At 45.3% G+C, this 25,905-nt stretch carries 25 protein-coding genes and 1 tRNA gene; 10 read left to right on the top strand and 16 right to left on the bottom strand.

Features of this window, described 5'->3' with window-relative positions:
- Window positions 1-184: 184 nt before the first annotated feature.
- A complete protein-coding gene (locus Xish_RS12870) occupies window positions 185-1,129 on the bottom strand; it encodes a siderophore ABC transporter substrate-binding protein (RefSeq protein WP_099118184.1) in 945 nt (314 codons plus the stop codon).
- 223 nt (window positions 1,130-1,352) lie between these two features.
- Here Xish_RS12870 and Xish_RS12865 point away from each other — a divergent pair, with 223 nt between their 5' ends.
- Window positions 1,353-2,114, top strand: coding sequence for an IS5 family transposase (locus Xish_RS12865; protein WP_099116796.1), 762 nt, complete (start codon window positions 1,353-1,355; stop codon window positions 2,112-2,114).
- Window positions 2,115-2,151: 37 nt separating this feature from the next.
- On the opposite strand, the gene Xish_RS12860 is transcribed toward Xish_RS12865, so the two are convergent.
- The 4 genes from Xish_RS12860 to trmB all read right to left on the bottom strand — a co-directional run bounded on the left by Xish_RS12860 (window position 2,152) and on the right by trmB (window position 4,988).
- Window positions 2,152-2,889, bottom strand: a complete 738-nt coding sequence (locus Xish_RS12860) for a DUF2884 family protein (RefSeq protein ID WP_099118183.1) — start codon at window positions 2,887-2,889, stop codon at window positions 2,152-2,154.
- Window positions 2,890-2,926: 37 nt separating this feature from the next.
- Entirely contained in the window at window positions 2,927-3,853 is a 927-nt protein-coding gene (gene glsB / locus Xish_RS12855) for a glutaminase B (RefSeq protein ID WP_099118755.1), read from the bottom strand.
- 89 nt (window positions 3,854-3,942) lie between these two features.
- Complete coding sequence (locus Xish_RS12850) at window positions 3,943-4,269, bottom strand: YggL family protein (protein ID WP_099118182.1); 327 nt, start codon at window positions 4,267-4,269, stop codon at window positions 3,943-3,945.
- Complete coding sequence (gene trmB, locus Xish_RS12845) at window positions 4,269-4,988, bottom strand: tRNA (guanosine(46)-N7)-methyltransferase TrmB (protein ID WP_099118181.1); 720 nt, start codon at window positions 4,986-4,988, stop codon at window positions 4,269-4,271. The genes Xish_RS12850 and trmB overlap by 1 nt, the downstream gene beginning before the upstream one ends.
- A 243-nt stretch (window positions 4,989-5,231) precedes the next feature.
- Between trmB and mutY the strand changes: the two genes are divergently transcribed.
- The 7 genes from mutY to Xish_RS12810 all read left to right on the top strand — a co-directional run bounded on the left by mutY (window position 5,232) and on the right by Xish_RS12810 (window position 11,990).
- Window positions 5,232-6,272 carry an A/G-specific adenine glycosylase gene (gene mutY / locus Xish_RS12840; RefSeq protein WP_099118180.1) on the top strand — a complete coding sequence of 347 codons (1,041 nt, stop codon included), beginning with the start codon at window positions 5,232-5,234 and terminating at the stop codon, window positions 6,270-6,272.
- Between the two features lie 26 nt (window positions 6,273-6,298).
- Window positions 6,299-6,571, top strand: a complete 273-nt coding sequence (locus tag Xish_RS12835; protein ID WP_099118179.1) for an oxidative damage protection protein — start codon at window positions 6,299-6,301, stop codon at window positions 6,569-6,571.
- 110 nt (window positions 6,572-6,681) lie between these two features.
- Window positions 6,682-7,755, top strand: coding sequence for a membrane-bound lytic murein transglycosylase MltC (mltC, locus tag Xish_RS12830; RefSeq protein ID WP_099118178.1), 1,074 nt, complete (start codon window positions 6,682-6,684; stop codon window positions 7,753-7,755).
- 162 nt (window positions 7,756-7,917) lie between these two features.
- A tRNA-Phe gene (locus tag Xish_RS12825) sits at window positions 7,918-7,993 on the top strand.
- A 165-nt stretch (window positions 7,994-8,158) separates the two neighbouring features.
- Window positions 8,159-9,430, top strand: coding sequence for a tyrosine-type recombinase/integrase (locus Xish_RS12820; protein WP_099118177.1), 1,272 nt, complete (start codon window positions 8,159-8,161; stop codon window positions 9,428-9,430).
- A 139-nt stretch (window positions 9,431-9,569) separates the two neighbouring features.
- Window positions 9,570-9,776, top strand: a complete 207-nt coding sequence (locus tag Xish_RS12815) for a helix-turn-helix transcriptional regulator (RefSeq protein WP_099118176.1) — start codon at window positions 9,570-9,572, stop codon at window positions 9,774-9,776.
- A 108-nt stretch (window positions 9,777-9,884) separates the two neighbouring features.
- Window positions 9,885-11,990 carry an AAA family ATPase gene (locus Xish_RS12810; protein ID WP_099118175.1) on the top strand — a complete coding sequence of 702 codons (2,106 nt, stop codon included), beginning with the start codon at window positions 9,885-9,887 and terminating at the stop codon, window positions 11,988-11,990.
- 305 nt (window positions 11,991-12,295) lie between these two features.
- Here Xish_RS12810 and Xish_RS12805 read toward each other — a convergent pair whose 3' ends face one another.
- The 5 genes from Xish_RS12805 to Xish_RS19195 form a co-directional block, all read right to left on the bottom strand.
- Window positions 12,296-12,502 carry a PAAR domain-containing protein gene (locus Xish_RS12805; protein ID WP_099118754.1) on the bottom strand — a complete coding sequence of 69 codons (207 nt, stop codon included), beginning with the start codon at window positions 12,500-12,502 and terminating at the stop codon, window positions 12,296-12,298.
- 15 nt (window positions 12,503-12,517) lie between these two features.
- A complete protein-coding gene (locus tag Xish_RS12800) occupies window positions 12,518-13,384 on the bottom strand; it encodes an IS982 family transposase (protein ID WP_099118174.1) in 867 nt (288 codons plus the stop codon).
- A gap of 83 nt (window positions 13,385-13,467) precedes the next feature.
- Window positions 13,468-14,802 carry a reverse transcriptase domain-containing protein gene (locus tag Xish_RS12795; RefSeq protein ID WP_099118753.1) on the bottom strand — a complete coding sequence of 445 codons (1,335 nt, stop codon included), beginning with the start codon at window positions 14,800-14,802 and terminating at the stop codon, window positions 13,468-13,470.
- Window positions 14,803-14,812: 10 nt separating this feature from the next.
- Window positions 14,813-14,944, bottom strand: a complete 132-nt coding sequence (locus Xish_RS19200; RefSeq protein WP_279625630.1) for a hypothetical protein — start codon at window positions 14,942-14,944, stop codon at window positions 14,813-14,815.
- A 271-nt stretch (window positions 14,945-15,215) separates the two neighbouring features.
- Window positions 15,216-15,347 carry a hypothetical protein gene (locus Xish_RS19195; RefSeq protein WP_279625629.1) on the bottom strand — a complete coding sequence of 44 codons (132 nt, stop codon included), beginning with the start codon at window positions 15,345-15,347 and terminating at the stop codon, window positions 15,216-15,218.
- A gap of 150 nt (window positions 15,348-15,497) precedes the next feature.
- Here Xish_RS19195 and Xish_RS12780 point away from each other — a divergent pair, with 150 nt between their 5' ends.
- A complete protein-coding gene (locus Xish_RS12780; protein ID WP_099116261.1) occupies window positions 15,498-16,595 on the top strand; it encodes an ISAs1 family transposase in 1,098 nt (365 codons plus the stop codon).
- 252 nt (window positions 16,596-16,847) lie between these two features.
- On the opposite strand, the gene Xish_RS12775 is transcribed toward Xish_RS12780, so the two are convergent.
- The 6 genes from Xish_RS12775 to Xish_RS12750 are packed head-to-tail and all read right to left on the bottom strand — an operon-like array spanning window position 16,848 to window position 24,223.
- Window positions 16,848-17,645 carry a hypothetical protein gene (locus Xish_RS12775; RefSeq protein WP_244170944.1) on the bottom strand — a complete coding sequence of 266 codons (798 nt, stop codon included), beginning with the start codon at window positions 17,643-17,645 and terminating at the stop codon, window positions 16,848-16,850.
- A 24-nt stretch (window positions 17,646-17,669) separates the two neighbouring features.
- Complete coding sequence (locus tag Xish_RS12770; protein WP_099118173.1) at window positions 17,670-19,565, bottom strand: lipase family protein; 1,896 nt, start codon at window positions 19,563-19,565, stop codon at window positions 17,670-17,672.
- Entirely contained in the window at window positions 19,565-20,365 is an 801-nt protein-coding gene (locus Xish_RS12765) for a DUF4123 domain-containing protein (RefSeq protein WP_099118172.1), read from the bottom strand. The genes Xish_RS12770 and Xish_RS12765 overlap by 1 nt, the downstream gene beginning before the upstream one ends.
- Window positions 20,366-20,370: 5 nt before the next feature.
- A complete protein-coding gene (gene tssI, locus Xish_RS12760; protein WP_244186045.1) occupies window positions 20,371-22,401 on the bottom strand; it encodes a type VI secretion system tip protein TssI/VgrG in 2,031 nt (676 codons plus the stop codon).
- On the bottom strand, window positions 22,382-22,588 hold the full coding sequence (locus Xish_RS12755; protein ID WP_099118171.1) for a hypothetical protein: 207 nt from the start codon (window positions 22,586-22,588) through the stop codon (window positions 22,382-22,384). Before Xish_RS12755 ends, tssI begins: the two co-directional genes overlap by 20 nt.
- A gap of 33 nt (window positions 22,589-22,621) precedes the next feature.
- Window positions 22,622-24,223, bottom strand: coding sequence for a type VI secretion system baseplate subunit TssF (locus tag Xish_RS12750; protein ID WP_244186037.1), 1,602 nt, complete (start codon window positions 24,221-24,223; stop codon window positions 22,622-22,624).
- Here Xish_RS12750 and Xish_RS19010 point away from each other — a divergent pair.
- Window positions 24,210-25,835: a DUF637 domain-containing protein gene (locus Xish_RS19010; RefSeq protein ID WP_244186036.1), complete on the top strand. Its 1,626-nt coding sequence runs from the start codon at window positions 24,210-24,212 to the stop codon at window positions 25,833-25,835. The two genes, Xish_RS12750 and Xish_RS19010, sit on opposite strands and share 14 nt — an antisense overlap.
- The last annotated feature ends 70 nt before the right edge of the window (window positions 25,836-25,905 follow it).

Genomic DNA, 25,905 nt, shown 5'->3' with positions numbered 1-25,905 from the left:
TACCGCAAGGCCAAACCATCATTTTGCTTGATTGTTTCAGTTTAGGAATAATAAGTGAGTTGCGGCGATAAATAGAGAATAGAATTACCCCGAAATCTCACTATTCAGATCTCAGGGTAAAGGCAGAAAAAAGGAATTTTAATTTTGCGAAATTACAATATTGAGAAATTACAATATTGAGAAATTACAAGGCATCAGCTACTGCATTTACTTGTCGCGTCATACTGTCCACCCCACCACCAGACAAGTACCAGAGGTCAGACTGCAAGTATACTATCTTGCCGTTTTTATAGGCATTAGTTGACTTAACCTGATCATTTTCAAATTGATCTTTTTCCAGTTTACCTGCACCAATGGCTTCACTACGGTCGATAATAAAAATCACATCAGGGTTTGCTTGTGCAATCATTTCCGCTGTGACAGAGCGACTTTTATCTTTGTCTGATTTAGCAGGCAATACTGCACGAGGTGCTTTAATGACGTTGTAAACAATAACTTGATTATTGGGATATAACTCACCCGCATTATGCAGTAATACCAATACCTTGCTACTCGCTGCCTTCGCTTTTTCCTGAGCGGATGTAATCGTTTTTTCTAAATAAGCAGATTGAGTTTTAACATCATCCTGCTTATTAAATAACTCACCTAATAATTTAAAATTATTATCAACGGATGGAAGATAATTTTTACTGTCTGTACTTAAATCTACAGTTGGTGCAATTTTTGCCAAGCGATCATAAAAAGCGCCCTGACGTCCGGTAATGACAATCAAATCGGGTTTTATTTCTGCCAATTTTTCCAAATTTGGCTCTTTCATTCCCCCTGCATTGTGCATACTGGCAGGCACACTATTACGCACATATTCAGGCAGGTTATTAATAGGTAAAGCAACTACGCGATCAGATAGACCCAGTTTCACCATCGAATCGTAAGTGCCGAAATCGAACAAAACAACTCGTTTTGGATCCTTTTTAACCTGAGTTTCACCAGAAAGATGCTTCACCGTAACATAATCACCAGACTGGGCTATTACTGAATTTGGTGTAAATAGCTCCGATGGTTGACTGAATGCAAAGTGGCTGGTGGCAGAAAACAGTGATGCAATAACAATTGGCAGGATTTTTTTCATTGTTACACCTAAATTAAGCCTATTAACAAAAGGTGGCTTGCATTCTAGGTGGCAACATTAATATGTCAATAAAATAAGAATCAATTTCATATTGATTCTTATTTATCTTAAATAATTTTTCTTGGATAGATATAGGGCGTGTTGATGTTTTGTGAGGGATTATTAAACAGCATGATGATTTGGTATAATTACTTTCGCCAAAAAACAACCAGACCTCACCATCATGCCGCGAACTATGTTAACAGATCTCCAATGGAATAAGCTATCTGCGTTAATGCAACATGCGGGTTGGATTTATCACAAACCTGAACACCGTTTGACCGTTGAAGGCATTCTTTACCGAATGAGAACGAGCGTTCCCTGGCGCGATTTACCGCCAGAATTCGGCAAATGGAATAGTGTCTTTCAACGTTTCAATGCGTGGTCAAAGAAAGGGGTTTTACAGCTCATTTTCAAGTGGTTATCTGGGTTTGCTGATAGGGAATGGTTGTTTATTGATGGGAGTATCGTCCGTGCTCATCAGCACAGTGCCGGAGCGGCTTCAGATGATGATGAGGCGATTGGCAAAAGTTGTGGTGGACGTTCAACCAAAATTCATTTGGCCGTCGATAGTTATGGCTTGCCTGTTCATTTTGAATTGTCCGGGGGACAAGTGCATGACATTGTTCATGCTGAAAGTTTAGTCGAACAATCGCCCCCTTCGGACTTTGTGATAGCTGACAAAGGGTACGACAGTCAGGCTTTCAGAAATCATATTGAACAGCAAGGAGCAACGCCGATTATTCCCTACCGGAAAAATAGCCGAAAATCGGATAAACAGATTGATAAATGTTTATATCGTTATCGTCATTTGGTGGAGAATGCGTTCGCTAGGGTTAAACATTTTCGTGCAATAGCAACAAGATACGATAAGCTTGAACGGAATTACGCCAGTATATTGGCTCTGGCGTTTATCATTGTCTGGTTGCCCATGTGGGTTGAATGAATTATGACCTTAAAACATCAACAGACCCTAGTATGATTTACTTAATAGCATTCATAAAGCTAATGCGCTGTTGCTCTAAGTTACTGGCTTTACTACATACTTGCTCTTTTAAACGCTTCAACTCTTGTTCCTGCTTTTTCCATTCTGCATCAAAACCATTTTGCATGCCGCCTAACCCACCGAGGAGAGACATTAACATCTGTTTGCCGTCACCATTTTGATCGCTATTCTTACGGCTCATTTCGTTAATGCTATCCTGCAAAATACCACCAAGGCTCTGTTCAATGAGTTTTTTACCTTCAGGCTCTACCTGTTTAACGGCCTGAGCATTAAAGGCAAAACCATTAGCACGGGTTTCAATCACGCTATCAATTTGTTTAATGAGGCCTGATTCCAATTGAGATAAACGGATACGGATATTACTTTCCTTACCCATTGTTTCGATCACCACTTTGTCCAGCGACTGGCGTGCATTCGTCAAATGACTTAACGCTTCTTTCTTAACCCAAGGCAAATCCTGACGGATAGTCTGTTGATATTGCAGGGCTTTGCTGCGTTGTTCTGTACTTAACGATAACATCTTACCATCTCTGGTTATGGAGCCATCGGGTAATATTTTTAGGTTTCCACTCGCCCCTGTGATCTGGACAGAATTTGGCGTGACAATAATGTCATCATTAAGCGTCGAATGACATTCAGAATTCGCCTGTGCCTGAGTCACAATGACTTGAGACGCAAATAGCAATGATGCAACAATCGTGATCCTGCGTAACATACTTTCTCCTGGTTTCTAAGGTTAAAACACAGACAAATTAAAAAATAGAACGGCCAATACGCCCAGCTAATTTTTCCAGTGCTGCACAACCTGCCAATGAGTTGCCGGATTTATCCAGTTCAGGTGACCATACTGCAACAGTGAATTCTCCTGGAACCACACAGATAATGCCGCCACCAACACCCGATTTTCCGGGCATACCGATCCTGAAAGCAAACTCGCCAGAACCATCGTACATACCACATGTCAACATAAGCGCATTAATCTGGCGAGTTTGTCGCAGGCTTAAAATTTGTTGGCCGGAACCAATCATACGTCCTTGATTAGCCAAATAAATAAAACATTGAGCCAATTCAACACAATTCATTTTCAAGGCACAATATTGGAAATATGTTTGCAGAACCGTAATGACATCATTTTCAAAATTACCGAATGATTTCATCAGGTAAGCTATCGCAGCATTACGACTGGAATGATCCATTTCTGAACGGGCAACGATATCATCATAACAGAGACTTTTTTGCTCAGTGAGGCTGCGGACAAACTCCAGCATTCTATGTTTAGGTGCACTCAAACGAGATTGCAGCATATCGCAAATAATCAATGCCCCCGCATTAATAAAAGGATTACGGGGGATCCCCTTTTCCAGCTCCAACTGTACCAGTGAATTAAATGGCTGCCCCGAAGGTTCCGTCCCCACCCGTTGCCAGATATCCTCTTCCTTATAACGTGTCATCGCCAATGTCAGGCTCAACACCTTAGAAATGGATTGGATGGAAAAGCGTTTTTCTGCATCTCCCGCTTTAAAAACCTGCCCATCGACCGTACAAATGGCCATCGCCAAATTGTTTGCCGGAACTTCCGCCAGAGCAGGAATATAATCAGCTACTCTTCCTTGACCAATCAAAGGGCGTACTTCTTCTAAGATATCTGCCAACAACGAATTAGAGAACCTTACCTTCACCACTTTTTCTCCAGACAAACAGGGACCCCAAGGAGCCCCTGCATACAGCGCTATTTTTTACGTAATACGCTTTTTTTATGCAACGGCGATCAATCCCACCATACATCAAATAATTCTGATGTGATAACGTCTTCCATACCGCGATCTTTCAGCCAATTCTCAACCAATTGGCGATGCTCTTCCGTACATTTGCCGATTTTTTGCAGGCAGACAATACCTTCCCATTGCAAATAACCGCTGGCATCCAGAGCAAGGCCATTTGGCTCGATCAATTCCTCAATCAAGGCATCAACTGTGCTATCGACAACCTCAACGGAGGTATCAGTCGGAAAATTCCACTTTACTGAAAAACCCAATTCTTGAAACTCATCAATACGCAATTTTTTACGCAGACGACGACTACGGTTTTTAGCCATTACTTTATCCTCTCAAACATGAGATCCCATACGCCATGACCTAACCGCTGACCACGTATCTCAAATTTCGTGACCGGACGCGACTTAGGACGTGGCACATAATCACCACTTTCCGATAAGTTGTGATACCCTTCAGCTACGCGCATCACCTCAAGCATATGCTCCGCATATGGTTGCCAGTCGGTTGCCATATGGAAGACACCACCGATTTTCAACTTACTTTTAATTAATTGAGCAAATTCAGGCTGCACAATTCGACGCTTATTATGACGTGCTTTATGCCACGGATCAGGGAAAAAAAGCTGCACCATTGCCAAACTCTGATCTGGGATCATGTTATTCAACACTTCAATGGCGTCATGGCACATCACGCGCAAATTACTGAGATTTTCCTCTTCGGCGGATGCCAGGCACGCCCCAACTCCCGGCGCGTGAACTTCAATACCAAAAAAGTTTTTCTCTGGATTTTCGCTTGCCATTGCGACCAGTGATGCGCCCATACCAAAACCAATTTCCAGTACAATGGGAGCTTCGCGGCCAAAGAGCGCTTCCATATTGAACATTTCTGCCTGATAGTCCACCCCCATCTTCGGCCACACATTATCAAGTGCTTGCTGCTGGCGACTCGTTAATCGTCCTTGCCGACGCACAAAACTGCGGACACGGCGCAATGCCCTGCCATTTTCATTATATTCCGGTGAAATTACGTTATTTATCATGGTACTTTTTGTCAGTTTTAAAAGCCTGTTTTCAGGCGTCTGGGACTTTACATACCGCAGAATTGCCCAAAGAGAGCGCAATTATGCAAAGATGGCTGATTTTATCAAGTTCAGTGTCCATAAGCACAACTTTAATGCTATGTTGCGTAACGCTTCGAAACAAAGTTCGGGTTTACACTGCGGTTACACTATGTTGCAATCCCGCTTACGAAACAATTACCAGATATAAAGACAATTATTCTAATGATGGAAGCTGAGCAATTTTCGCAGGTCGTACTTGAGTGGTATCACCGTTATGGTCGCAAGACTCTGCCTTGGCAGTTGGAAAAAACGGCCTATCATGTCTGGCTTTCAGAAGTGATGCTGCAACAAACCCAGGTCGCGACGGTCATTCCCTATTTCCAGAAATTTATTTCACGTTTTCCCGATGTTGCCTCTTTGGCTACTGCGCCTCTGGATGAAGTTCTCCATTTATGGACGGGTTTGGGATATTACGCACGTGCCCGCAATTTGCATAAAGCGGCACAACAGATTGTAACGTTACACAAGGGCAAATTCCCGACGACCTTTGATGATGTCGTTGCCCTGCCCGGTGTAGGGCGTTCGACTGCCGGCGCCATTCTTTCCCTGTCTCAAGGCAAGCATTTCCCTATTCTTGATGGTAACGTGAAGCGTGTTTTGGCTCGCTGCTACGCTGTTGGTGGCTGGCCGGGGAAAAAAGAAGTTGAGAACCAGTTATGGGATATCAGCACGCGCGTGACTCCTAAGCAAGGTGTCGAATATTTTAATCAGGCAATGATGGACTTGGGTGCTATGGTCTGCACCCGCAGCAAACCAAAATGTGAGTTCTGTCCATTGAATACAGGGTGTATCGCTTACGCCAATCACAGTTGGGCAAACTATCCGGGGAAAAAACCGAAACAAAGCATTCCTGAAAAAACAGCCTACTTTTTATTAATGCAACATGGCGATATGGTTTGGCTGGAGCAGCGCCCACTTTCTGGTATTTGGGGGGGATTGTTTGCTTTCCCACAATTTCCTGATCAGGCATCATTGGAACAATGGCTGAAAAACTCAGGCATTTCTCACAGCAAACTTGAACAACTGACCGCCTTTCGCCACACATTCAGCCATTTTCATTTAGATATCGTTCCTATTAGAATCGATATTTTAACTTTTGATTCCTGCATGGATGAAAGTAAGGGACTTTGGTATAACTTACGCCAGCCGGCAACTATTGGATTGGCAACTCCCGTTGAGTACCTTTTGCAACAACTGGGTTAATTTACCCACTATTTTGAGGATTAATTATGAGCAGAACTATTTTTTGCACTTTTTTACAACGAGAAGCGGAAGGTCAAGATTTTCAGCTCTATCCAGGGGAATTAGGCAAGCGTATTTTCAATGAGATTTCGAAAGAAGCCTGGCAACAATGGATGAGTAAACAAACCATGCTGATTAATGAAAAAAAACTCAATACCATGAATCCAGAAGATCGCAAACTGCTTGAACAAGAGATGATGAAATTCCTGTTTGAAGGACATGACATTAAAATCGACGGTTATACACCTCCGGAACAATAATATTGCTACTCTATTAGTATAGATTGGCATAATAGGAGCCATTTTGTATGGCTCTAATCATAGACGAACCCTCAATATCCAACAGCATTAATATCCAACGGCATTGTAAAATGAAAAGACTGCTGGCTCTGATCCTCCTCGCTCCGCTTTTAATTTCCTGCTCTAGTAAAAAAGACGTTGAATACAGCGAAGAATATGTAAAAGACACCAATGGATTCGATATTTTAATGGGACAATTTGCCCACAATATCGAAAATATTTGGGGTTTGCAGGAAGTATTAATCGCAGGCCCAAAAGATTACGTTAAATATACAGATCAATATAAGACCCGCAGCCATATCAATTTTGAGACGGGAAACATTACGATTGAAACCATTTCCCCGATTGAACCCGCTGAACATTTACGCAAAGCAATTGTTACGACTTTGCTGATGGGAGATGATCCTGGAACTATTGATCTTTATTCCGACGCCAATGATATTCAAATTAGCAAAGAACCGTTCCTATATGGGCAGGTTTTAGATAATAGCGGCGAACCTATTCGTTGGGAATGGCGCGCACGTCATTTTGCTAATTATCTGATCCAAAATAAATTGCAAAAACGCCAATCGGGATTACACATTATTTGGTCAGTCACCATACAGTTAGTTCCTAACCATTTGGACAAACGCGCCCATAAATATCTTCCTATCGTTCGCAAAGCATCCATAAAATATGGCGTTGATGAATCCCTAATCCTTGCCATCATGCAGACTGAATCCAGTTTTAACCCTTATGCCGTCAGCCGTTCTGATGCCTTGGGGCTTATGCAAGTAATGCAACACACTGCTGGACGGGATGTTTTCAAGATGCAAGGAAAATCAGGCCAGCCTAGCCGCAATTATCTTTTCGATCCTGAGAACAACATTGATGCCGGCACTGCCTATCTATCAATATTGCAAAATACATACTTAGGGGAAATCAAAAACGCAACTTCGCGTCGATATGCTGTTATCACGGCTTACAATGGCGGTGCAGGCAGTGTATTGCGCGTATTTTCCAATGATAAAAAGCAAGCAGTTCAAATCATCAATTCAATGGAACCTGGTGATATTTATGCAACTCTAACCAATAAACATCCTTCTGCTGAATCACGTCGTTATTTGATAAAAGTGAACAGTGCACAGAAAAGCTATCGCAGGTAGTTGATAACAAGCTCGTTGATAAAAGAAATAGCAGATGGAGAGGCGCCCCCTCTCCATTTTGTTTAAATTTATAGCTTATCGTGTGAATTAAAAGCATATAAACAAATTTATGCAGAAAGTGTTTGACGGATTAGGCTGAATACGGTTTAATGCGCCCCGTTAGCCCGGATAGCTCAGTCGGTAGAGCAGGGGATTGAAAATCCCCGTGTCGGTGGTTCGATTCCGCCTCCGGGCACCACTTCAACTTCCAGTGAAGTCCAGCCCAGTCAAACAATTCTTAGCAAATCCTGCAAAATCAACATCCATTCTTATTTTTAGGTCTAGTTTCGTCTGTTGCAATCAAGATGCAGCGAAGGGCATAATTCGGGGCACTTACCGTTCGATTACAAGGATGCCCTTAATAATGAAACTAAACGCTCGGCAAATCGAAACTGCAAAGCCCAAAGAAAAAACCTACAAACTTGCCGATGGCGGCGGTCTCTATTTAGAAGTCTCTTCACGCGGCTCGAAGTACTGGCGGATGAAATATTATCGTCCGACCGATAAGAAAGAAGACCGACTGGCGTTTGGTGTCTATCCAGCAGTATCGTTAGCCGATGCCCGCGCTAAACGGGATGAAGCCAAAAAGCTGATGGCACAGGGCATCGACCCCAAAGCAGAGAAAAAAGGCACACCAACACCCGCCAAAGTTAACACCTTTGAACAGGTCGCCCGTGCATGGCACGCCAGCAACAAACGCTGGGGCGACAGCCACCGTCAAAAAGTGCTGCGCAGCCTTGAGCAGTCTATTTTCCCGCATATCGGCGCCCGCGATATTACCACATTACGTACCAGCCAGCTTTTAGCCCCCGTCAAAGCCATTGATGAACAGGGTAAACACGATATCGCCCAGCGGCTGCGCCAGCGTGTTACCGCCATCATGCGTTATGCCGTCCAGAACGATATTCTGGAGTCCAACCCGGCTAATGATATGGCAGGTGCACTCACCACCACCAAATCCCGTCACCATCCCGCCCTGCCCCATGAATGTTTACCTGACTTTCTGGCTCGCCTGTCTGCCTATCGCGGGCGCCTGCTGACCAAGATCGCAGTAGAACTGGCGCTGCTGACGTTTGTCCGCTCCAGCGAACTGAGATTTGCCCGCTGGCAGGAAATCGACCTTGAAAATGCGGTGTGGAAAATTCCCGCCACACGAAAACCCATCAAAGGCGTTCGTTTTTCTGAGCGCGGCATGAAAATGAAAACGGATCACCTTGTCCCATTGAGCCGTCAGGCTGTTTCGCTATTCAAAGAATTGCACGTACTGAGTGGCAACTGCGAAGTGGTATTCCCCAGTGATCATGATACTGCGAAAGTTATGAGCGAAAACACGGTTAACAAGGCATTACGGGCGATGGGCTACGACACTCAAACCGATGTCTGCGGGCATGGCTTCCGCACAATGGCGCGCGGTGCAATGGGTGAATCCGGCCTGTGGAGCGATGACGCCATCGAACGCCAGCTCAGCCATATCGAACGAAACAACGTGCGGGCGGCGTATATTCACACTTCTAAACATCTGGACGAACGGCGGCTGATGGTGCAGTGGTGGGCGGATTATCTGGATGCGAACCGGGAAAAAGCCATTACACCGTATGACTTCGCCAAACCACTGCGTGACAGAAAAAACCGCTAGTACAATTTGCAACCCGTTAATTTTCATCGGGAGAAAAACAATTAACGCTGTTCATTAAGTCTTGCTTTTTAAATAATCCGCCTGTCATCAAACAACGTCCACGATGACATTTCAGGGACTGGGTAACAGGAGAAGTGACATGACAATGGCAGCATTGAAAACAAGCCTGATTCGTTTGCCAGAAGTGCAACGCAGAACGAGTTACAGCAAAGCATGGATCTACAAACTGATTAGCGACGGAGAATTCCCGCAGCAGGTCAAAATCGGCCCACGTTCAGTGGCTTTTATTGAATCAGAGATTGATGACTGGATCGCCCAGCGTATCGCAGAATCACGGGCGGCATAACACAGAAAAGAAGATGACATAAGACACGTAACATAAAAACACAACGCCCCGAAGTGCGACCAACACTACGAGGCGTTTCACCAACAACCATTAAGCAAGGTAAAAATGATGGCTGATACACAGCATACCCAAACTCGTCCCAAATTTACAGTTCAAAAAACATCAGGCAGCCAAAAACCGCTTGATCTTATCCAAACCGTCAAAACCTCGGCTATGTATTCCTGGCAAAATCTGTTGCCCGCTTGTGGTATTGATATCCCCGTAAAGGGAAAACATGGCGCTTGCCCTATTTGCGGTGGTACTGACCGTTTTCACTTTATCGATGATCACCATCATGGCAACTGGCATTGCCGCCAGTGTGATACCCCGAACTATGGTGATGGGCTTGATTTGGTGGCAAGAACCAACGGGATCTCTGTTATTGAGGCGGCAAAAGTTGTCGCTAACGTACTGGCACTACCTTTGCCAGCTCCCAAGCCAGCCAAAGCAACCCATTGTCCAACACAACCGATTGCCGAAAGAGTAGCGGCACTGATGGCGCAAACTGTCGTGGGGCAATCGCCTTATCTGGCTGCAAAGGGTCTGCAACATCTTGATCAGCGGCTACTGTTTGATAATTCGACAGTGCTGGTACTGACAGCACTGGATAAACAAGTCACCGGTGCGCAGATCATTAAACCCAATGGCGAGAAAAAATTCTTCCCCGGTAGCCAGAAAAAAGGGGCGTTTATTCCCTTGACAACGCTGGAAGAGCATCCGGAGACGGTAATTATTACCGAAGGTTACGCCACAGCACTCACGGTTAGCCAGCTCTATAAAGGCACTGTTCTGGCGGCGCTGGATGAGGGCAATTTATCTTCTGTTGCCAAAGCCATTCGGGAACGCTGGCCGGACACCAAAATCATTATTGCCGCAGATAATGACTGGCATCATCCTGACGAACTGGATAAAAACGGCAAACCCAAAGTGAATGTCGGCAAGATCTCAGCAGAAAAAGCGGCGCTGGCGGTGAATGGTTGGATTACGTTACCACCGACAGAACATAAAGCCGATTGGGATGATTATCGCCAGCAATATGGCATTGTGGCAGCAAAGCAGGCATTTTGTGAGGGCTTATTTCAGGTAAGAGAACCGATGAACAGTGACGCAATAGAACCCCGTCGTTATGGCAATGTTGAAAGCATTTACCCTAATCGTAAAACAAAATTACCGTTATCAATCGGCTCAGAAGGCTTTGATGCCCAGCTAGACTACGTGGTTAAAGGTATTATTCCGGCACATTCCTTATGCAGCATTTACGGAGCTAGCGGGTCATATAAAAGTTTTCTGGCGGGTGCATGGGGTTGTCACATTGCCACAGGTAAAGCATGGGCAGGAAAAAAGGTTGCGCAGGGTTCTGTGCTGTACGTGGTCGGCGAAGGCGGGATTGGTGTGCCCCGGCGCATCAAAGCATGGGAAATCGTTAATGGTCAGACGGTTAAAAATATGTATCTGATCAATACGCCAGTCTTTCCGGCCTCGCCTGCCGAAGTGCATGAACTGGTGATTGCCGCCCAACAAGTTGAGTCTGAAACAGGTGAACCGGTACGCCTGATTATTCTGGATACTCTCGCCCGCTGTTTTGGTGGTGAGGATGAAAATGATTCAAAAGATATGGGCGCGTTTGTCCGGGGCTGTGATGAACTGAAAGCTAAAACAGGGGCAAGCATTCTCGTGGTTCACCATTCCGGCAAAGATGAAAGCAAAGGCGCAAGGGGTTCCAGTGCCTTTCGTGCTGCGCTGGATGTTGAATACCGGATCAATCGGGAAGGGAAAAAAGGCGGTGCACTGGTTATAACCTGCACCAAAATGAAAGATGCCGAAGAGCCGGAAAACAAAGCCTATGACATGCGTGTGGTTGAACTCTTTACCGATAAAGACGGTGAGGATATTACCTCACTGGTTCTGGTTGACAAGCCGCGTGATCCGGTTGAAGAGGACAATATTGAACACATTCCCAATAAAACAGATAACCACACAGCACTATGGCAGTGCATTCGATCGCGCACTGCCCTGAAAGAGCCTTGCAACGTTGCCCTTGTGCGTGATGATTTAAAGGCGATGGGAGTGAATGTGAAGAATTTCAGCCGCTGGTTAACCAAGTTAGAACATGATGGACTCATTACCCGCAGCGGGCAGGAAATAACCATTATCAACCAAAACAATGCAGACTAGATAGTGAGTAAAAAAATGAGGAATTACGAGAAAATAGATTGTGATACTCACCGTATTCCTCATTTCTCGCGCATATATGTAGAAAAAGCGAGGAACATTAATTATATTGATTTTTAAAGATAAATTAATCTCCATTCCTCACCTATTTTTACCCTGAGGCAAATAAAAAACGAGTAGAGAATTGAGGAGCAAGTGAGGAATTAAATTGTTTTTTGGCAGGTGTTTTTCGGCTCTCCGTGTTACCGGGCTAATACATTAGCCCGGTAACACGGAGAAGACAAGCGCAGCGCGTCAGTGTGGTTTTATTAAGCGAGAAACTCTTTCTGGCTGGCAATCAGTTTAGCACCACATGCCGTGTGCATTCCTTCGACTGCAATCGCTTTTCCATTATTTTTTAAATTCTCACTGCCCTCGATAATAGGAAAAACTCCCTCGCATTTTGGGCACTCAACTAAATCTGTTTCTCCGGCAACGGGAATTCCTTTGTAAGTATAACCACCTACAGTGGTAATTAACCCGAATTCTGCTTAAGCCATCATTGGAACAGCGTCTTCTGAATAGAAAACTTCCAGTGATGGTTTTTTCAATTTAAGGCAGTAAGCGATCAGTCCACCTAAAACGGTCAACATAAATCCTCTTATACTTCGGTGGCGAGAATGCTCTATCTGAGAAATTAATTTTAATTGGCCATTAATCGTTTCAATGATAAAGCGCTTTTTTAACATTATCTTATCCCACTCAGCTTGCATACGGGCTTTCATGTTACGCCGTTTTTTCGTGATGAAAGTGACACCGCTGTTGGCTAAATCGTCCGCCAATTCCTGACTCAGATAACCTTTATCGCCGTAAAGAGAACCCATTAATTCTGTGGTTAATTCGCGAACCGGTTCCCGATCATCCACATTACCGGCCGTGACTTTAAGCGCGAGAATTTCCCCCTGATGATTGACAACCAAGTGTAATTTGAAACCATAAAACCATCCCATTGAATTTTTTCCACGCTGTGCGATCCCCGCAAAGACCTTATGTCGAGGGATGCGAATGTTATGGCAGACACTCAAACTGGTGGAATCAATAAAAGCAATGCCTGTGGGTTTCCCTTTTAATTGAGTCAGATAGCTGCATAATGGCACCAAAACGGAAGGGGCAACGCTGATAAAACGGGTATAACTGAGTAAAGTGGCGAAGTCGCGGTGGTGGTATTGCCAAATATGTTTCAAATAAAAATTTTTAAAATCACGGTAATGCGACATATGAAAAAGGATCAAAATGGTCATGATTTCACTGGGATACATATGACCTTGTCGGCGGCGTAAACGATGCCCACTCTCAAGACAAAATTGTTCCCATTGAGGAATGAAAAAACGGCAAAAATGGTGAGTAGACCTGCCCAGTCACCCGGGCAGATCCCTCCTCAGAACCGGACATGCAGAACTACCGCATCCGGCTCCCGACAGACCCCAGTCGTCACACCTATTCAGCAAGAATTGAACATTGAATGGACTTTCCAGCTTGAAGGATAACCCAGCACTTTCAGGATCAGAGTCAGCTTTTCCCACGTTAGCCCCCGACGCCCTCCCTTCCGGTTAAACCATCTGTAGAGTACCCGCCTGCTTTGGTAGATAAATTGCCCGACTCGTCTCTGGTTATCAGAAATACCGTGATAATTTATCCAGCCTTTGATAACCCTGATGACGATGGTCAGAACACGCCTTTTGTCAGGTGTATTCAGGTTCTTCCAGAGGAAATCCCTGAGTCCCTTCAATTTGGCGGCAAATCGGTCTTTTCGACTGGTCAACTTCAGTCGCCAGAAACCCTTTCGCGATACCCCCCAATAGCAGGTAAATCCCAGAAAGTTAAACGTAGGTAAGCGTCCGCCAGACTGGTTAGCTCTCATTGCTGCAACGTGACCCGCCGGAATTAATTGCGATTTGTCACTGTGCAACGCCAGACCGTATTTACTCAGTCGTTTCGGTAATATCTTATAAAAGCGTTTTGCCTCACTCAGGAACTCAAAGGTAAACACCCTATCATCAGCGTACCTTACCATTTCTGCCCGACCATGAATGTGTGAACGGCTGATTTCATCAAACCATTCATCTATCACATAGTGCAGGTAGATATTGGCAAGTATTGACGATACGATTGACCCTTGGGGACATCCGCACACATTGTCGGATATCTGTTTACCCTCGATAACGGGTGCCGTTATTAAGACCTTGATGAGTCTGAGGAAACGGCGATCTGATATCTTCTTCCGCAGTAAATTCATCAACTCAATATGAGGTATCGTGTTAAAGTACTGTCGGATGTCAATTTCCACAACCGCCCCATTCCAGTTACGGTATGTTTGCTGTTGTAGTGCCTTCAATGCCGCATGACAATTTAATCCCGGCCGAAACCCGTATGAACACGGCAGAAACAGCGGCTCATAAATTTGGCTGAGAATATCACTGACCGCAAGTTGCACCAGTTTGTCCTCTATGCACGAAATTGCCAGTGGCCGTTGACTACCATCCTCTTTCGGGATCTGCGTGATTCTGGCGGCTTTCGGGCGATACGTCCCTCTGCGTATTCGCAGGATGAGATTGTGAATATTCCCATCAAGATGTTCACCGTAAGCGGATTTTGTCATGCGATCAATACCTACCGCTTTATTCCCGTCAAGCCGTAGGAATTGTCCTTTCAGCATGTCACTGTTCAGCAGATGCCCTAAATTATTGAACACTTGCTGTTTGTTACAGGCTGATTTCTTGCCTATACGCTCAAGTTTTGTTAACCATGGTTGTCCGTCGTTGCTGTGTACGGTCATTGTTTCCCTCTCACGTTCGATCTGTCTGCCAGCCCTTCGCTCCGCGATCATTACTCGTTTCATTACTACTATGGCTGACTCCGACTTCCTGATACCCCTCTCTCAGGCCTTGTGTTTTGGCACTTGTGCCCGATATACTCATTCCCTTGAGAGGTGTCAGGATCTCCTGGGTTCCGCACTGTTCTCTACGACGCCTGAGACTCCGGTGTGTGCTTCTGACTGGAAAAAAAATCGCCAGTGTGCCCATTCAGAAACTATTGCCTGCTGGTTCGACGATACCATCGGCACAACACAATCAGTGAATTTCGGAGTTATCACGTTCACCTATTGGTTTCGGCTCGAATGTTTCGCTGTCTACGCTTCATCTCCTTTGTTACCGCCGGAGATGCAAGACTCGCTACGTAGTGATCTGGCTAATCTTCTACGACGGGACTTTCACCCGCAAGAAACAGTGCAGCTTTTCCCAGCGCACCATCGACATCACAGAAAATTTCAACTAACTTGTCCATAGCCTGTTCCCCCTCGGAGTTGTTTTCGGTGTGCACCAAAACTTTGCTCCTGGAACACAGGGTGAGATCTCATATATTTAGTAAGGCTATTTAGGTTAAATAAAGACCAGAATATAACTTCTTATAGCTCTTTCTCTCATTAAAACGATAAGATCACGCTATTCCATAAAAATAGCGATCGTAATAATGAGTATTTTTAACTTTATCAGTAAGATCGATGACCCGCGTTCTGATATCAATAAAAAGCATGAGTTAATGGATGTGATTTTTTTGGCTTTTGCAGCCGTGTTATGCGGGGCTTCTGGCTGGAAAGCGATTCAAGAGTTTGGTGAGATACAAATTGAGTGGCTTAAAAAATATACGCGCTTTACTCATGGCATTCCTCGTCGTCACTGTATTGCTAATATTATCAAAATGATAGAGCAGGATGCACTGGTTGAAGCCTTTTATGACTGGATCAACCAGCGCCGGGTCAAGGCAGGGAGAAGCCTTATCGCTATTGACGGAAAAACGATGAGAGGCACTTGCAAAGGCACCCTGTTTGAAGCCCTCCATGTGGTCAGTGCTTATGATGTCGAGTCCGGTGTTGCCCTATATCATCGGGTCGCAGAAAGTAAAGGGAAAGAAGGCCCAGTCGCAAGGCAACTCATTGAATTATTGGCGCTTGATGGGGCTGTAGTCACGATGGATGCCCTGCATTGTCAGAAAGAAACCCTTGAGTTAATTACCCAACGAGGCGGCGATTTTATTGTGGGTGTCAAAGGTAATCAAAAAAGTCTGGCTGAGTTTGTTAAATCCCATTTTGCTGCACATTATGAAAGTCATGAACTTGTTGAATTTACAGAAAAAAGCAGTGGTCATGGACGAGAGGAGTTCCGTCATGTTATGCAAATTAGTGCGACGTTGTCAGAAGAATTTCAGGCAAAATGGCCTTCAATACAATCGGTTATCGAAGTGGTCAGTGAACGAAGTGTGAAAGGCCACCCCCCTCACCGTGATTCACGCTGGTATGTCAGTTCACTCCCTTTAGATGCGGAGCTAGCGGCCACGGCAATAAGAAAGCATTGGTCGGTGGAAAATGAGCTGCACTGGGTTTTGGACGTCACTTTTCGGGAAGATGCAATCTCGCTGAAAGATCCTGATGGGGCGGCACAAATGGCCCTTTTTAATCGAATTGCATTAAATGTGATTAAACAAAATACCAGTATAAAGGACAGTCAGGCCGCTAAACGCCGAAGAGCAATGTGGTCAGCGGAATTCCGTAGTCAGCTTATATTTGATTAAACTTAATACAAAGTGGAATCCCGCCCTGTCCTGGAACAGGCTTCTCGTCAATTTCTTATCCAGAATTCGGGTTAATTACTTTTCCACCGTGATCGGTGGTGTCGTTTAATAGAATAACGGCTTTGGTTGCCATATTGAACCTCATGTATGAAAAAATTAGTTATCAATGATTGATATCAACCACAACATCAGAAACTATAAATAAATCATGGAATGTTCTGATGCTGAGGTGGTTTTAATAAATATTAATTACTATTCCAATTGGGATGTATTATTTATTTTCCAATAATCAATAGAATCCCTATCTAAATCAACCTTACCATCAGGATATTCAACTCTGGATGGTTTATTACCTCCTGGTATAATAATTTTTGGCATTTTAGTTTCATCTAAAGTTGGTATGTATTTTATTTTCCATTCATTTTTTTGCTGTAGAATTAATTCAAAAAAGGTTAGTTCCCTCCCAGAATAAAGACCTATTTGATTAGTATTACCTGTAACAAAACTTTTTCTTAAGACTGGATAAATAGTCGGCCTATAATCAATGATATTTTCGAATTTTTTCATGTCACTAGGTTTTCTTGCACCATTGATATATACATTTATTCCAGCCCTACCTCGCGATACAGCATTCTTCATCAGATGGCTAACGTTAGTATACTCAATAGCTAATTCAATATTATCAATCTGCCATTGACACCAACCTCCACCATTAAGAGGTATTTTTTCTTTAAAATAACCTGTTACAGGATCTACTAAAATATTAAATCTGTTCCAGTGATATTTAGGTAGGTGATAGAGTGTTCCACCTGCGGTATTATGAGTCGCAAGACACCTATTTGAAGCATAAATACTGTCTAAATTAGGTTTCGTATTTGGAGGAGCAATACCTTCAACTGTAATCCATTGATTTTTTTCAGGTGGTGAAAATGGTTCAGACTTATCTTTATAAGTCTGCCAGTAACTTGAAATAGTATTAGATATGAATTCACATCCTGTTAAGCACAGGACAAGTGGTAATATTGTTAATAGTCTGAATATTAATTTCATTATTAGCCTCATATTATCCTTTTATCATTTCTCAGAGTAACGTTGTAAGGCTATTGGGCCTCTTTTATCGTTTTTAGTTACTTCTAGAGTTATCATTAATTGATTATCTATTTCTCTTAAGAAATAATATTCTCTGATTTTTTTTCTTTGAAATACTGCGCGAATCGAATGCGGTTCACTTTCAAGAAATGATAAATCTTCCTGCTTCCTTTGCAATTTTTTATCCGGTGAAAGAGTGCACAGTTCTCGCAATCTCTTATCAATATATTCAGCATATAAGGCGCTACTATGGTCAAGAAGGCCTGTCCCACGCTTGCCTGTAGGATTTTCGTCACCTTGAAAAAATGAACGTACCTCTTGCTCTCTGTATTTATCTACTTTGGTCTGTTGTTCAATAAATTCTTTAGTCTCTTTTCTGGTTTTTTCATTTAACTCCGGAAGTAAATACAGTTTTGACTCTGAATTAGGGAGAGCATAAAAGTAAACTAATTTACCATGATGTAAAAAGGACTCATCCTCATGGTTGAGGAATTTGATACTTTTTGCAAAAAGCCAGCTAGCAGGTATTATTGAACCAATAGGTGTATCAAATACCTCGATTGTGTACCCTAAAAATTTAGAATCAGTTTGAAGAGCTATATTATCCATATCTTTTTTAAAGGGTACAGAAGGAACGAAATCATCTTCATTAACATGACGATAGTGAATAATTTCAATGAGTTCCTGCACTGCACTTTGGGTGAATAAACGCGGCATACCGTAGGTATAAAGGCAGGGATTATAGGATTTGAGTTGTGCGCTATGTAACAAGGCGAGGGCACCACCCAAACTATGACCGCAGACGAATAGTTTTTTATTTTGTGTTAACTCAATGATATGTTCAAATACTGTTTTTCCATCGTCTCTTTTAGGTACTTGGATTTCTGTGACAAGATGGAAGGCATCCCAAAAACCTTTATGAACTTTCCCTTTTTCGCTAAAACCACTACATACACCTTGAGGTGTACAGCCTAATTCTAGCGGCTGGAATGTTCCATCTGTGAGAAGATCCTTTGTTTCCGTCATTTCAGTACCACGCCATCCAATAATAACTTCCTTCTTGTTTGCTACGTAAAAAAGTTGGGTGTGACCCTGAGGAATTTTTTGTTTATTTGAGTCAATGTAGACGACCTCAGTATAGCGATCACTAAATGGAACATCATAAACCACTGGGGAAAAAGATTGGTCATTGACCCTATGAGGTGAACGTGACAGATCGAGCAACTGTTTTTGGAAGAGGTTTGTGACTGAACCTAAGTAATTTTCAGTATCTTCGGCATAAGTTAATATACTCATTAGTGAGAGGTTATAAGCATTAACTAATGAATAGTCTTTTTGATGATGTAACAACAAAGACCATGCCCTAAATGGACATATTTCAATAACATAGCGATATTCGCCTAAATATGATGGATAAACTTCAAGGCCCTGTGGTTCACTATCAGGAAAATGGTAGCTTGGAAGAGGATTTTCTTCTTTCCATTTTTCGATAACTGGCATTTTATCAACCAATTCACCAATCTTTGCATAATGATACTTGCGGCCTGATTCCAAGCTCTCTTTAAAAACTGGTGAAATGGCTTTCATGGCTTCGGTAGAGCGAGTGTATTCACTGTTACGCTTCGTTCTCAGTGGGCGTTTTTCCATTTCATCGGCAAGTTCTTGCCCACTGAGAAATAAACGTAAAGGGGAAGCCAATAATTGTTCTTCCCGGATCATACCATTTCCGTCTGTTATTCCTTTGCGCGTGATTTTTCTATTTTTTAATGTATAGGGCATATTGGCTATGGGTTTATTATGTTCATCGACAAGCTGAATTTCTATTTTGTTCTTTAACATGGCCTGACAATCATGACAATAAATCGAATTTGCATTACTCATCAATCTTTCTCCTGTTCTTTTTCTTGTACCATCGCCAACAGATAATCCTGACCAGAGATTTTCTCAACGTATTGGCCCGCTTCAATTCTTTGCTGCAACCACTGTTCTATTCGTAGTTCCAGACTACCCACAGGCTGATCCAGTTGTTTCGCCATTTCACCGTGGTTTTCCCATAAATCATCATAAAGTGAACTACTTAACACTTTCAGACCGTAAGGGGATCGCAACCAGACTGTCAGCAGGTGTTCACCCAGAGTAAACGGGATTTTACTGTTACCTTCACCACAGGCTTCGGGACGGCAAAACCACATCGGCTGTGGTGTGTCGATCATCAGTTCTGTCACCGGTGATAACATCAGGGACCAGTCGCTGACCGTGAAAGCGGGCACCATCGCACCGAAAACGCGGGCGTCCATGATGCGAAACAGCACCTGTTCGCCATTCATCATCACTAACTGGCGGTGTTGCCAGTGAACAAGCTGCTTCTGCCACGACATAGTGCTGCGGTACGCCCAGCCCCAACTGTTATCACTGAGTGCGTGGCGATCTAGTATTTCCCCTATCTGGAATAACCCGTGGCTTTTTGCCTGTACCAGCCATGGGCTTTGTTTCAACATCTTGTGCATTGGTGTACCACTGTAGAGCGGAAATGCTTGTTCGACCCAATCATTGCGATAAAACTGATCGATCGGATTGGGTTGCGCCAGAGAATTGAGAATAAAGAATACCGGGGCATCATTGGGTTTATTCAGCCATGCCTGCCAGCTTGTTGTAGTTTCTGTCATCGTCTCTTCCGTCATTATGATTATTCCTTTTTGGCGGGTTTAATCACCGGACTGACATCCTGCTGAGCCAGTAATGGGCAATATGGATGAGCCGGAAATTCCACCATTGGCAATGGCTCCACCCCCTCCGGTAATTGCAGTGAAACCCCGCGCCCGCTGCCGCCTGAACCTTGCCCAACATTAATCGGTGAGCAGAGAATGCCGCCCGGTGTGACTTTCAGAAAACTGCCGCCCACTTTCAGGGTGATTTCGGCTGCCGCTTCCAGCACCACTTTGCCGCCGCTTTTCAGATGGATTTCCTGTCCGCTGTCAATGACGGTCGCATCCCCGGTCTGAGTATGCTGGCTGCCGGCAATCCGGTGGGAGACATCCCCTTCGGTGGTGATTTTGCGCGAACCGGCGACCTGATGATGGTCATCGGCGCGGATATCGTGGTAACGGTTGTTATCGATGCGGCTCTTCTGGTCATGTTTGATATGCCAGTAGGCATCGTTTTCGATATGTGCAGTCAGGTCTTTCTGGCCATGGAGATAGATTTCCTCACTGCCTTTCGCATCCTCAAACCGCAGTTCATTAAAACCTTTGCCTTTGTGGGTTTTGGTTCTGAAGGTCGTGCGGGTTTTCTGCGCCGGTAAATCCAGTGGCGGGCGGTTCAGGCCGTTATAAACACAGCCGGTAACAATCGGCCGATCAATATCCCCGTTGAGATAGGAAATAATCACTTCCTGTCCGATACGCGGGATGGCCATAAAGCCAAAACCGTTGCCGTTCCAGCCATGTGCCACCCGTACCCAGCAGGAAGCACCGTCATCCGCTTTGTCATAGCGGTTCCAGTGGAAATGCACTTTGATAGCCCCATCTTTATTGACGAAGATTTCTTCCCCCTCAGGCCCAACGACAGTGGCGGTTTCATCACCATCAGCCTGTGGTCTGTAATGGAACGGCGGACGCCAGTCGGCGAGACCATCAATAAAGCTGAAGTGATTACTGAGCGTTGTGCCATCACCACTGCTATCGCCCAGTGCCTGCGGGCAGCGACCGTGATGGCTGATACCGACAATCTGCCAGCGGGCATTGAGCGGCAGGTGTGGGTGACTGATGATTTCGAAGATTTTGCCCGGCATCAGTTTGATGCAGTTGCTGCTGCCGCTGCCGGTCTGTTTCTGGTTATCCAGCGCGTCATGGCGGTATTTGAGAAACGGTTTGGCGGCGGCATCTTTCTGAAAACGGCCGTAACTTTCAAACACGGTATAGGGGGTTTGGGTGCCAAAATCGCGAAACCCCTCGCTGCTTTGCATATGGGAGAGGTGATAGCGGGGATTATCGTAGTTAAAATCTTTGTGAAGGCTGCGTTGCGGACTCATCCCGACACCCAGTCGTACCTGATAAATCGTATCTGTACCCAGCGCGGTTTCCGGTTGCGGGCTGTAAGTCAACGGCAATCCCGCAGTCATGCCTAAATGGCTGTCGCTGAAAAACAGGGTTTCATCCTCGAACCAGAAACTGATGCCTTCTTCTGCTGCCAACCGGCTGAAAAAGGCATAATCCGACTCCCGCTTCTGGGTAACATATTCTCTGTCCTGATGGGGATCGTAGAGTTTCGAATCGGCCCGGACTTTATGTTTTTTCAGTAAGCCACTCAGAATGGCCGGCACATTTTGCTGATGGAAAATACGGCTCTCCTGATTCAGCGTCAGACACCAGAGTGCCGGGCGGACGGTGACGCTATAGAGCGTCTTATTGCCGTCGGTGCCGATCCAGTCCGCGTGGGAGATGATCCCGGTGATTTTGCGTTGCAACAATGGGCCGTGAAAAATTTGCAATACCGCTTCCTGCATCAGCAGCGACGTTAACTTAATCTCTGTCAGTGGCTTAAAGGGATTCAGATTACCGGCTCTGACCAGCGTCAGGTTCAGGGTAAACAGCTCAGATAATCCTTCCTGAAGGGAAAACTCCCCTACGCTGAATGTCCCTTCGGGCAATCCTGCTATCTGAAAAGTAAAGCGTAATCCACTTTTAGCGATGGGAAGTCTATCTGTAATATTCATCATGTTTTGTGGTGCTCCTTGTTGTAATGGGATGATGGCTTACATCTCTGCGCGTGTTGCCCGTTCTGACCAGTGTCAGATTGAGGGTAAAGAGTTCGGATAATCCTTCCTGTAGAGAAAATTCGCCAACCGCAAAGGTGTCTTCCGGCACACCCGCGATACGGCAGGTAAAACGTAATCCACTTTTCATTTTTTATTCCTTATCGGTTATGACATGCATGCCTTACATGGCCGGGCGTAATCCATCGACATGCCAGAACTGCCATAGCACTTCACTGTTGTCCGGCGTAAAAATCTCCAGCATGACAAACGAAGATTGGGTGATAAAACAAGCCAGCGCCTGATTGATTAACCGGCAGAAGCGATACATTTCTCCCTGATTACGATAACAATCAGGGTTCAGCATCAGTGAGAGTAAATGCCCGCGAATGGGGCGCCCCCGCCGCATCCGGTCAGTCAGACTCTCTTCCACCTGTACAATGCCGTCAATGTGTTGCTGGAACTGACGGCTCAAGGGGCGATGGGTGTCAGCATACGGGTCAAACAACCGGAGAAACTGTTTCAGGCTGTCGGTGGCAAACAGCATCATCGGTGGGCTGGAAAGACAGGAGAGCAGCGGCCAGCCGTTATTTTCCTGTAACAATGGCGGATAATCAGTGGTGACCGGCGTGATATTGTGGACGCTGAGATGAGACGGCGAATTTTCTTGCGTCACGGTAATTACGCCTTGTTCCAGCCTCAGTGCCTGCTCATGGTAGCCGATGAAAGAGCACGAGACAGCAATATCCGGCAGATTGTTTGCCGGATTGCCGGCCAAATCAAAAAAGCACAGCCGATGTTGGATACTGCCCAGAAAATCAGATTCAGTCTGGAGCTGGTAGTAAAACGTGTCGGGCTGTGCATCGTCATCGAAAAAACGCCCGGCGGGAACAAACTGCTCAATCGGCAGCCAGTGATAAGGTGTGCCACGCTGCTCACTGTCTTCGGGCTGCACCACCACCTGAACCTCCCGCAGCCTGTACAAGCACACTGATCCCCCCAATGGCAGCGGATAGCAGTGATTACCGGCTTCCAACCGGACAGGCGGGCTGGTCTGGTTTTCCAGATGGATCGCCGGCACACAACCCAACAAAAATGCCCCCTCGACATCCTCCAGTGGCAATTCACCCCCGAAACGCAAAATCAGCTCAAACGTGCCATCGTCATTCAGCGGGACTTTTGCGCAACTGCTGCTGATATCCAGCGTGACAAAGTTATACAGTTGGGATAGTGCATAATATTCCACCAACGGTTGCAGGCCGGAATACGTATTTTTGGGCACAGGCAGCACCGGACTATCAAGCAGATCATGCCAGCCATAAGGAAAACCGCGCAGCTTTCGCTGCTTGCCCTGCGTGTTCAGGCTGACCTCACAAATATGTTGATCCAGCCACAGACTGAGCTGGGCGGCCTTTTCGGTGTCAGTGCCGAGGAAAAAAGATAAGGCTCCGCTTTGCCAGACCGGGGATGCCGTGCCGGTCTGGCACAGGGTCAGGATGATTTCACTGTGAGTGCCCGTTTTCCTGACTGCGCGCTCCTGGACAATCAACGGTTCAATATGCAAAGGACGGCAGGTTTTAAAGTTGATCAACTGCCCGTTAAGGCTGGCAGACACCGATGTACTGATCGGGATCTCGGCAGTGCCCTGATGTTCATCATCCGTGGGCGTAAATTGTACTATTGTCGTCGGTGGAATAGGAGACAGGGCTAACGGCCAGATACGGGAGAGAATGCCGTGAACAATTTCGGGCAAATTATTTGAAGATGCATTGGTGAGGCTCGGCAATACCCCGGGAACCGAATGGCTGAAAGATCTGCGCAATCGTAATGACGTTCAGTGGAGCATGGTTAAGGATGCTTATAGTAGTTGGGACAAGAAAAACCAGAGCCTGAATCCGGTTGTTGGCGCTGTGATTGCGATTGCCGTCGCAGCGGTAACAGCAGGCTCTGGTATGGCTGCCTGGGCGGGAGGGGCTGCGGTGGGAGCGACCGGGGCAACCGGTGCTACGGCGAGCGCAGTTTATGGGGCAACTTATAGTGGCATGATAGGGCTGACTTCGCAGGCAGCAGTTGCCTTAGTTGAAAACCAAGGCAATCTCTCCAAGACACTGGCAGCGCTGGCAAAGCGTGATTCCATAAAATCTCTCGTAACAAAAATGGCGATGGGGGGAGCATTGGCTGGCCTGGATCACTCAATGGGATGGGGAAACATCGCAGGAGAGACCGGGGTTGTTGATCCCGCAAAAGCCCAGCTTCCTTTGGTGAATAATGACTGGATTAAGGTAGCCCAGCGTGTTGCCGCGCATTCCGTCGTGAGTTCAACACTGGGAACAGCCATGAATGGTGGCAGTTTTACGGACAATTTGAAGACGGCATTTTTGAACAATATTGGGGATCAAATTCAGGCGCAAGGGGCCAAACTGGTTGGTGATAACGGGGAAATTTTAGGGCATGCGGGCAAGACGCTCAGTCATGCTGTTGTCTCAGGGATCAGTGCAGAAATTGCAGACGGGGATGTTAAAGGGGCTGTCGTCGGGGCTTTGGCGGCGGAATTTGCTGCAATTACAATGGAAAACAGGTTGTTTGAACCTGAATTCAAAAATGAATCAGCACGTCAACTTCATAAAATTCAGGAAACCCTTGTGGAAAATAAGGTTAAACTTAATACGGCCAAATTTATTGCCGCATTGTCGGGGGCATTAATCAGCCGTACCCCTGAAGGGGTTTATCAGGCAGCTAACACCGCAGAACTGGTTTATCGCAATAACTGGACTGAACATATGTGGTCTTGGCTGGCGCTTGAAAACCAAAAGGACATGCTAGCGGCAGCAAAAGGAGATAAAGCCGCTGCTGAGCGCGTTACAGCCCGACAGGATGCTGCGATTGCTGTGACGGCCGCGGCAGCAGGTGGCTATGCTGCCACTTTTGGCGGTACTCTGCTGGTTGCTAGCTCTTCGCGAATGGTACAGGCAGGGATTGCAGCTCTTGAAGGCTGTAAAGTGGGTTTGGCTTTGTGTCTGAACAAGGTGGGAATTTTTGTTGCGGATACCGTGGCGCCAGAGGCTGCTATAGGAACAGGTGTGTTGACTGGCGTAAAAGTATTAAGTAGTTCCCAAGACGGTGCGAGGAATCTGGCTGAAGGGTTAACTCATGCTTCAAAATCACTGCTGAAAAAGGAAAAACCAAATACCAATGCTTTAACTAGCTTGATAGAAAAAGAAAAACAATATATTGAGGTGCGCCCAGGTCATAAGCAGTCGGAAATTGATGTCGGAAAAGACTTGGGAAGCGGTTGGCGTGGTCAAGTGTCTTTCAAAGACGGTAAAGAGGTTCCTTATGGTACTAAGGGCAGTGTTCGCCCTGATTGGTGTTATAACAATATTTGTAGGGCGTGTTGATGTTTTGTGAGGGATTATTAGATAGCATGATGATTTGGTATAATTACTTTCGCCAAAAAACAACCAGACC

The organism is Xenorhabdus ishibashii (assembly GCF_002632755.1).
GTDB lineage: Bacteria > Pseudomonadota > Gammaproteobacteria > Enterobacterales > Enterobacteriaceae > Xenorhabdus > Xenorhabdus ishibashii.
This window is presented reverse-complemented; position numbering and strand designations above follow the sequence as displayed.

What these genes read in the sequence shown, in the direction of transcription:
- Xish_RS12870 (WP_099118184.1), bottom strand. Translation starts at nt 1,129, where the DNA reads ATGAAAAAAATCCTGCCAATTGTTATTGCATCACTGTTTTCTGCCACC.
- Xish_RS12865 (WP_099116796.1), top strand. Translation starts at nt 1,353, where the DNA reads ATGCCGCGAACTATGTTAACAGATCTCCAATGGAATAAGCTATCTGCG.
- Xish_RS12860 (WP_099118183.1), bottom strand. Translation starts at nt 2,889, where the DNA reads ATGTTACGCAGGATCACGATTGTTGCATCATTGCTATTTGCGTCTCAA.
- Xish_RS12850 (WP_099118182.1), bottom strand. Translation starts at nt 4,269, where the DNA reads ATGGCTAAAAACCGTAGTCGTCGTCTGCGTAAAAAATTGCGTATTGAT.
- trmB (WP_099118181.1), bottom strand. Translation starts at nt 4,988, where the DNA reads ATGATAAATAACGTAATTTCACCGGAATATAATGAAAATGGCAGGGCA.
- mutY (WP_099118180.1), top strand. Translation starts at nt 5,232, where the DNA reads ATGATGGAAGCTGAGCAATTTTCGCAGGTCGTACTTGAGTGGTATCAC.
- Xish_RS12835 (WP_099118179.1), top strand. Translation starts at nt 6,299, where the DNA reads ATGAGCAGAACTATTTTTTGCACTTTTTTACAACGAGAAGCGGAAGGT.
- mltC (WP_099118178.1), top strand. Translation starts at nt 6,682, where the DNA reads ATGAAAAGACTGCTGGCTCTGATCCTCCTCGCTCCGCTTTTAATTTCC.
- Xish_RS12820 (WP_099118177.1), top strand. Translation starts at nt 8,159, where the DNA reads ATGAAACTAAACGCTCGGCAAATCGAAACTGCAAAGCCCAAAGAAAAA.
- Xish_RS12815 (WP_099118176.1), top strand. Translation starts at nt 9,570, where the DNA reads ATGACAATGGCAGCATTGAAAACAAGCCTGATTCGTTTGCCAGAAGTG.
- Xish_RS12810 (WP_099118175.1), top strand. Translation starts at nt 9,885, where the DNA reads ATGGCTGATACACAGCATACCCAAACTCGTCCCAAATTTACAGTTCAA.
- Xish_RS12795 (WP_099118753.1), bottom strand. Translation starts at nt 14,802, where the DNA reads ATGACCGTACACAGCAACGACGGACAACCATGGTTAACAAAACTTGAG.
- Xish_RS19200 (WP_279625630.1), bottom strand. Translation starts at nt 14,944, where the DNA reads ATGAGTATATCGGGCACAAGTGCCAAAACACAAGGCCTGAGAGAGGGG.
- Xish_RS12780 (WP_099116261.1), top strand. Translation starts at nt 15,498, where the DNA reads ATGAGTATTTTTAACTTTATCAGTAAGATCGATGACCCGCGTTCTGAT.
- Xish_RS12775 (WP_244170944.1), bottom strand. Translation starts at nt 17,645, where the DNA reads ATGAAATTAATATTCAGACTATTAACAATATTACCACTTGTCCTGTGC.
- Xish_RS12770 (WP_099118173.1), bottom strand. Translation starts at nt 19,565, where the DNA reads ATGAGTAATGCAAATTCGATTTATTGTCATGATTGTCAGGCCATGTTA.
- Xish_RS12765 (WP_099118172.1), bottom strand. Translation starts at nt 20,365, where the DNA reads ATGACGGAAGAGACGATGACAGAAACTACAACAAGCTGGCAGGCATGG.
- tssI (WP_244186045.1), bottom strand. Translation starts at nt 22,401, where the DNA reads ATGATGAATATTACAGATAGACTTCCCATCGCTAAAAGTGGATTACGC.
- Xish_RS12755 (WP_099118171.1), bottom strand. Translation starts at nt 22,588, where the DNA reads ATGAAAAGTGGATTACGTTTTACCTGCCGTATCGCGGGTGTGCCGGAA.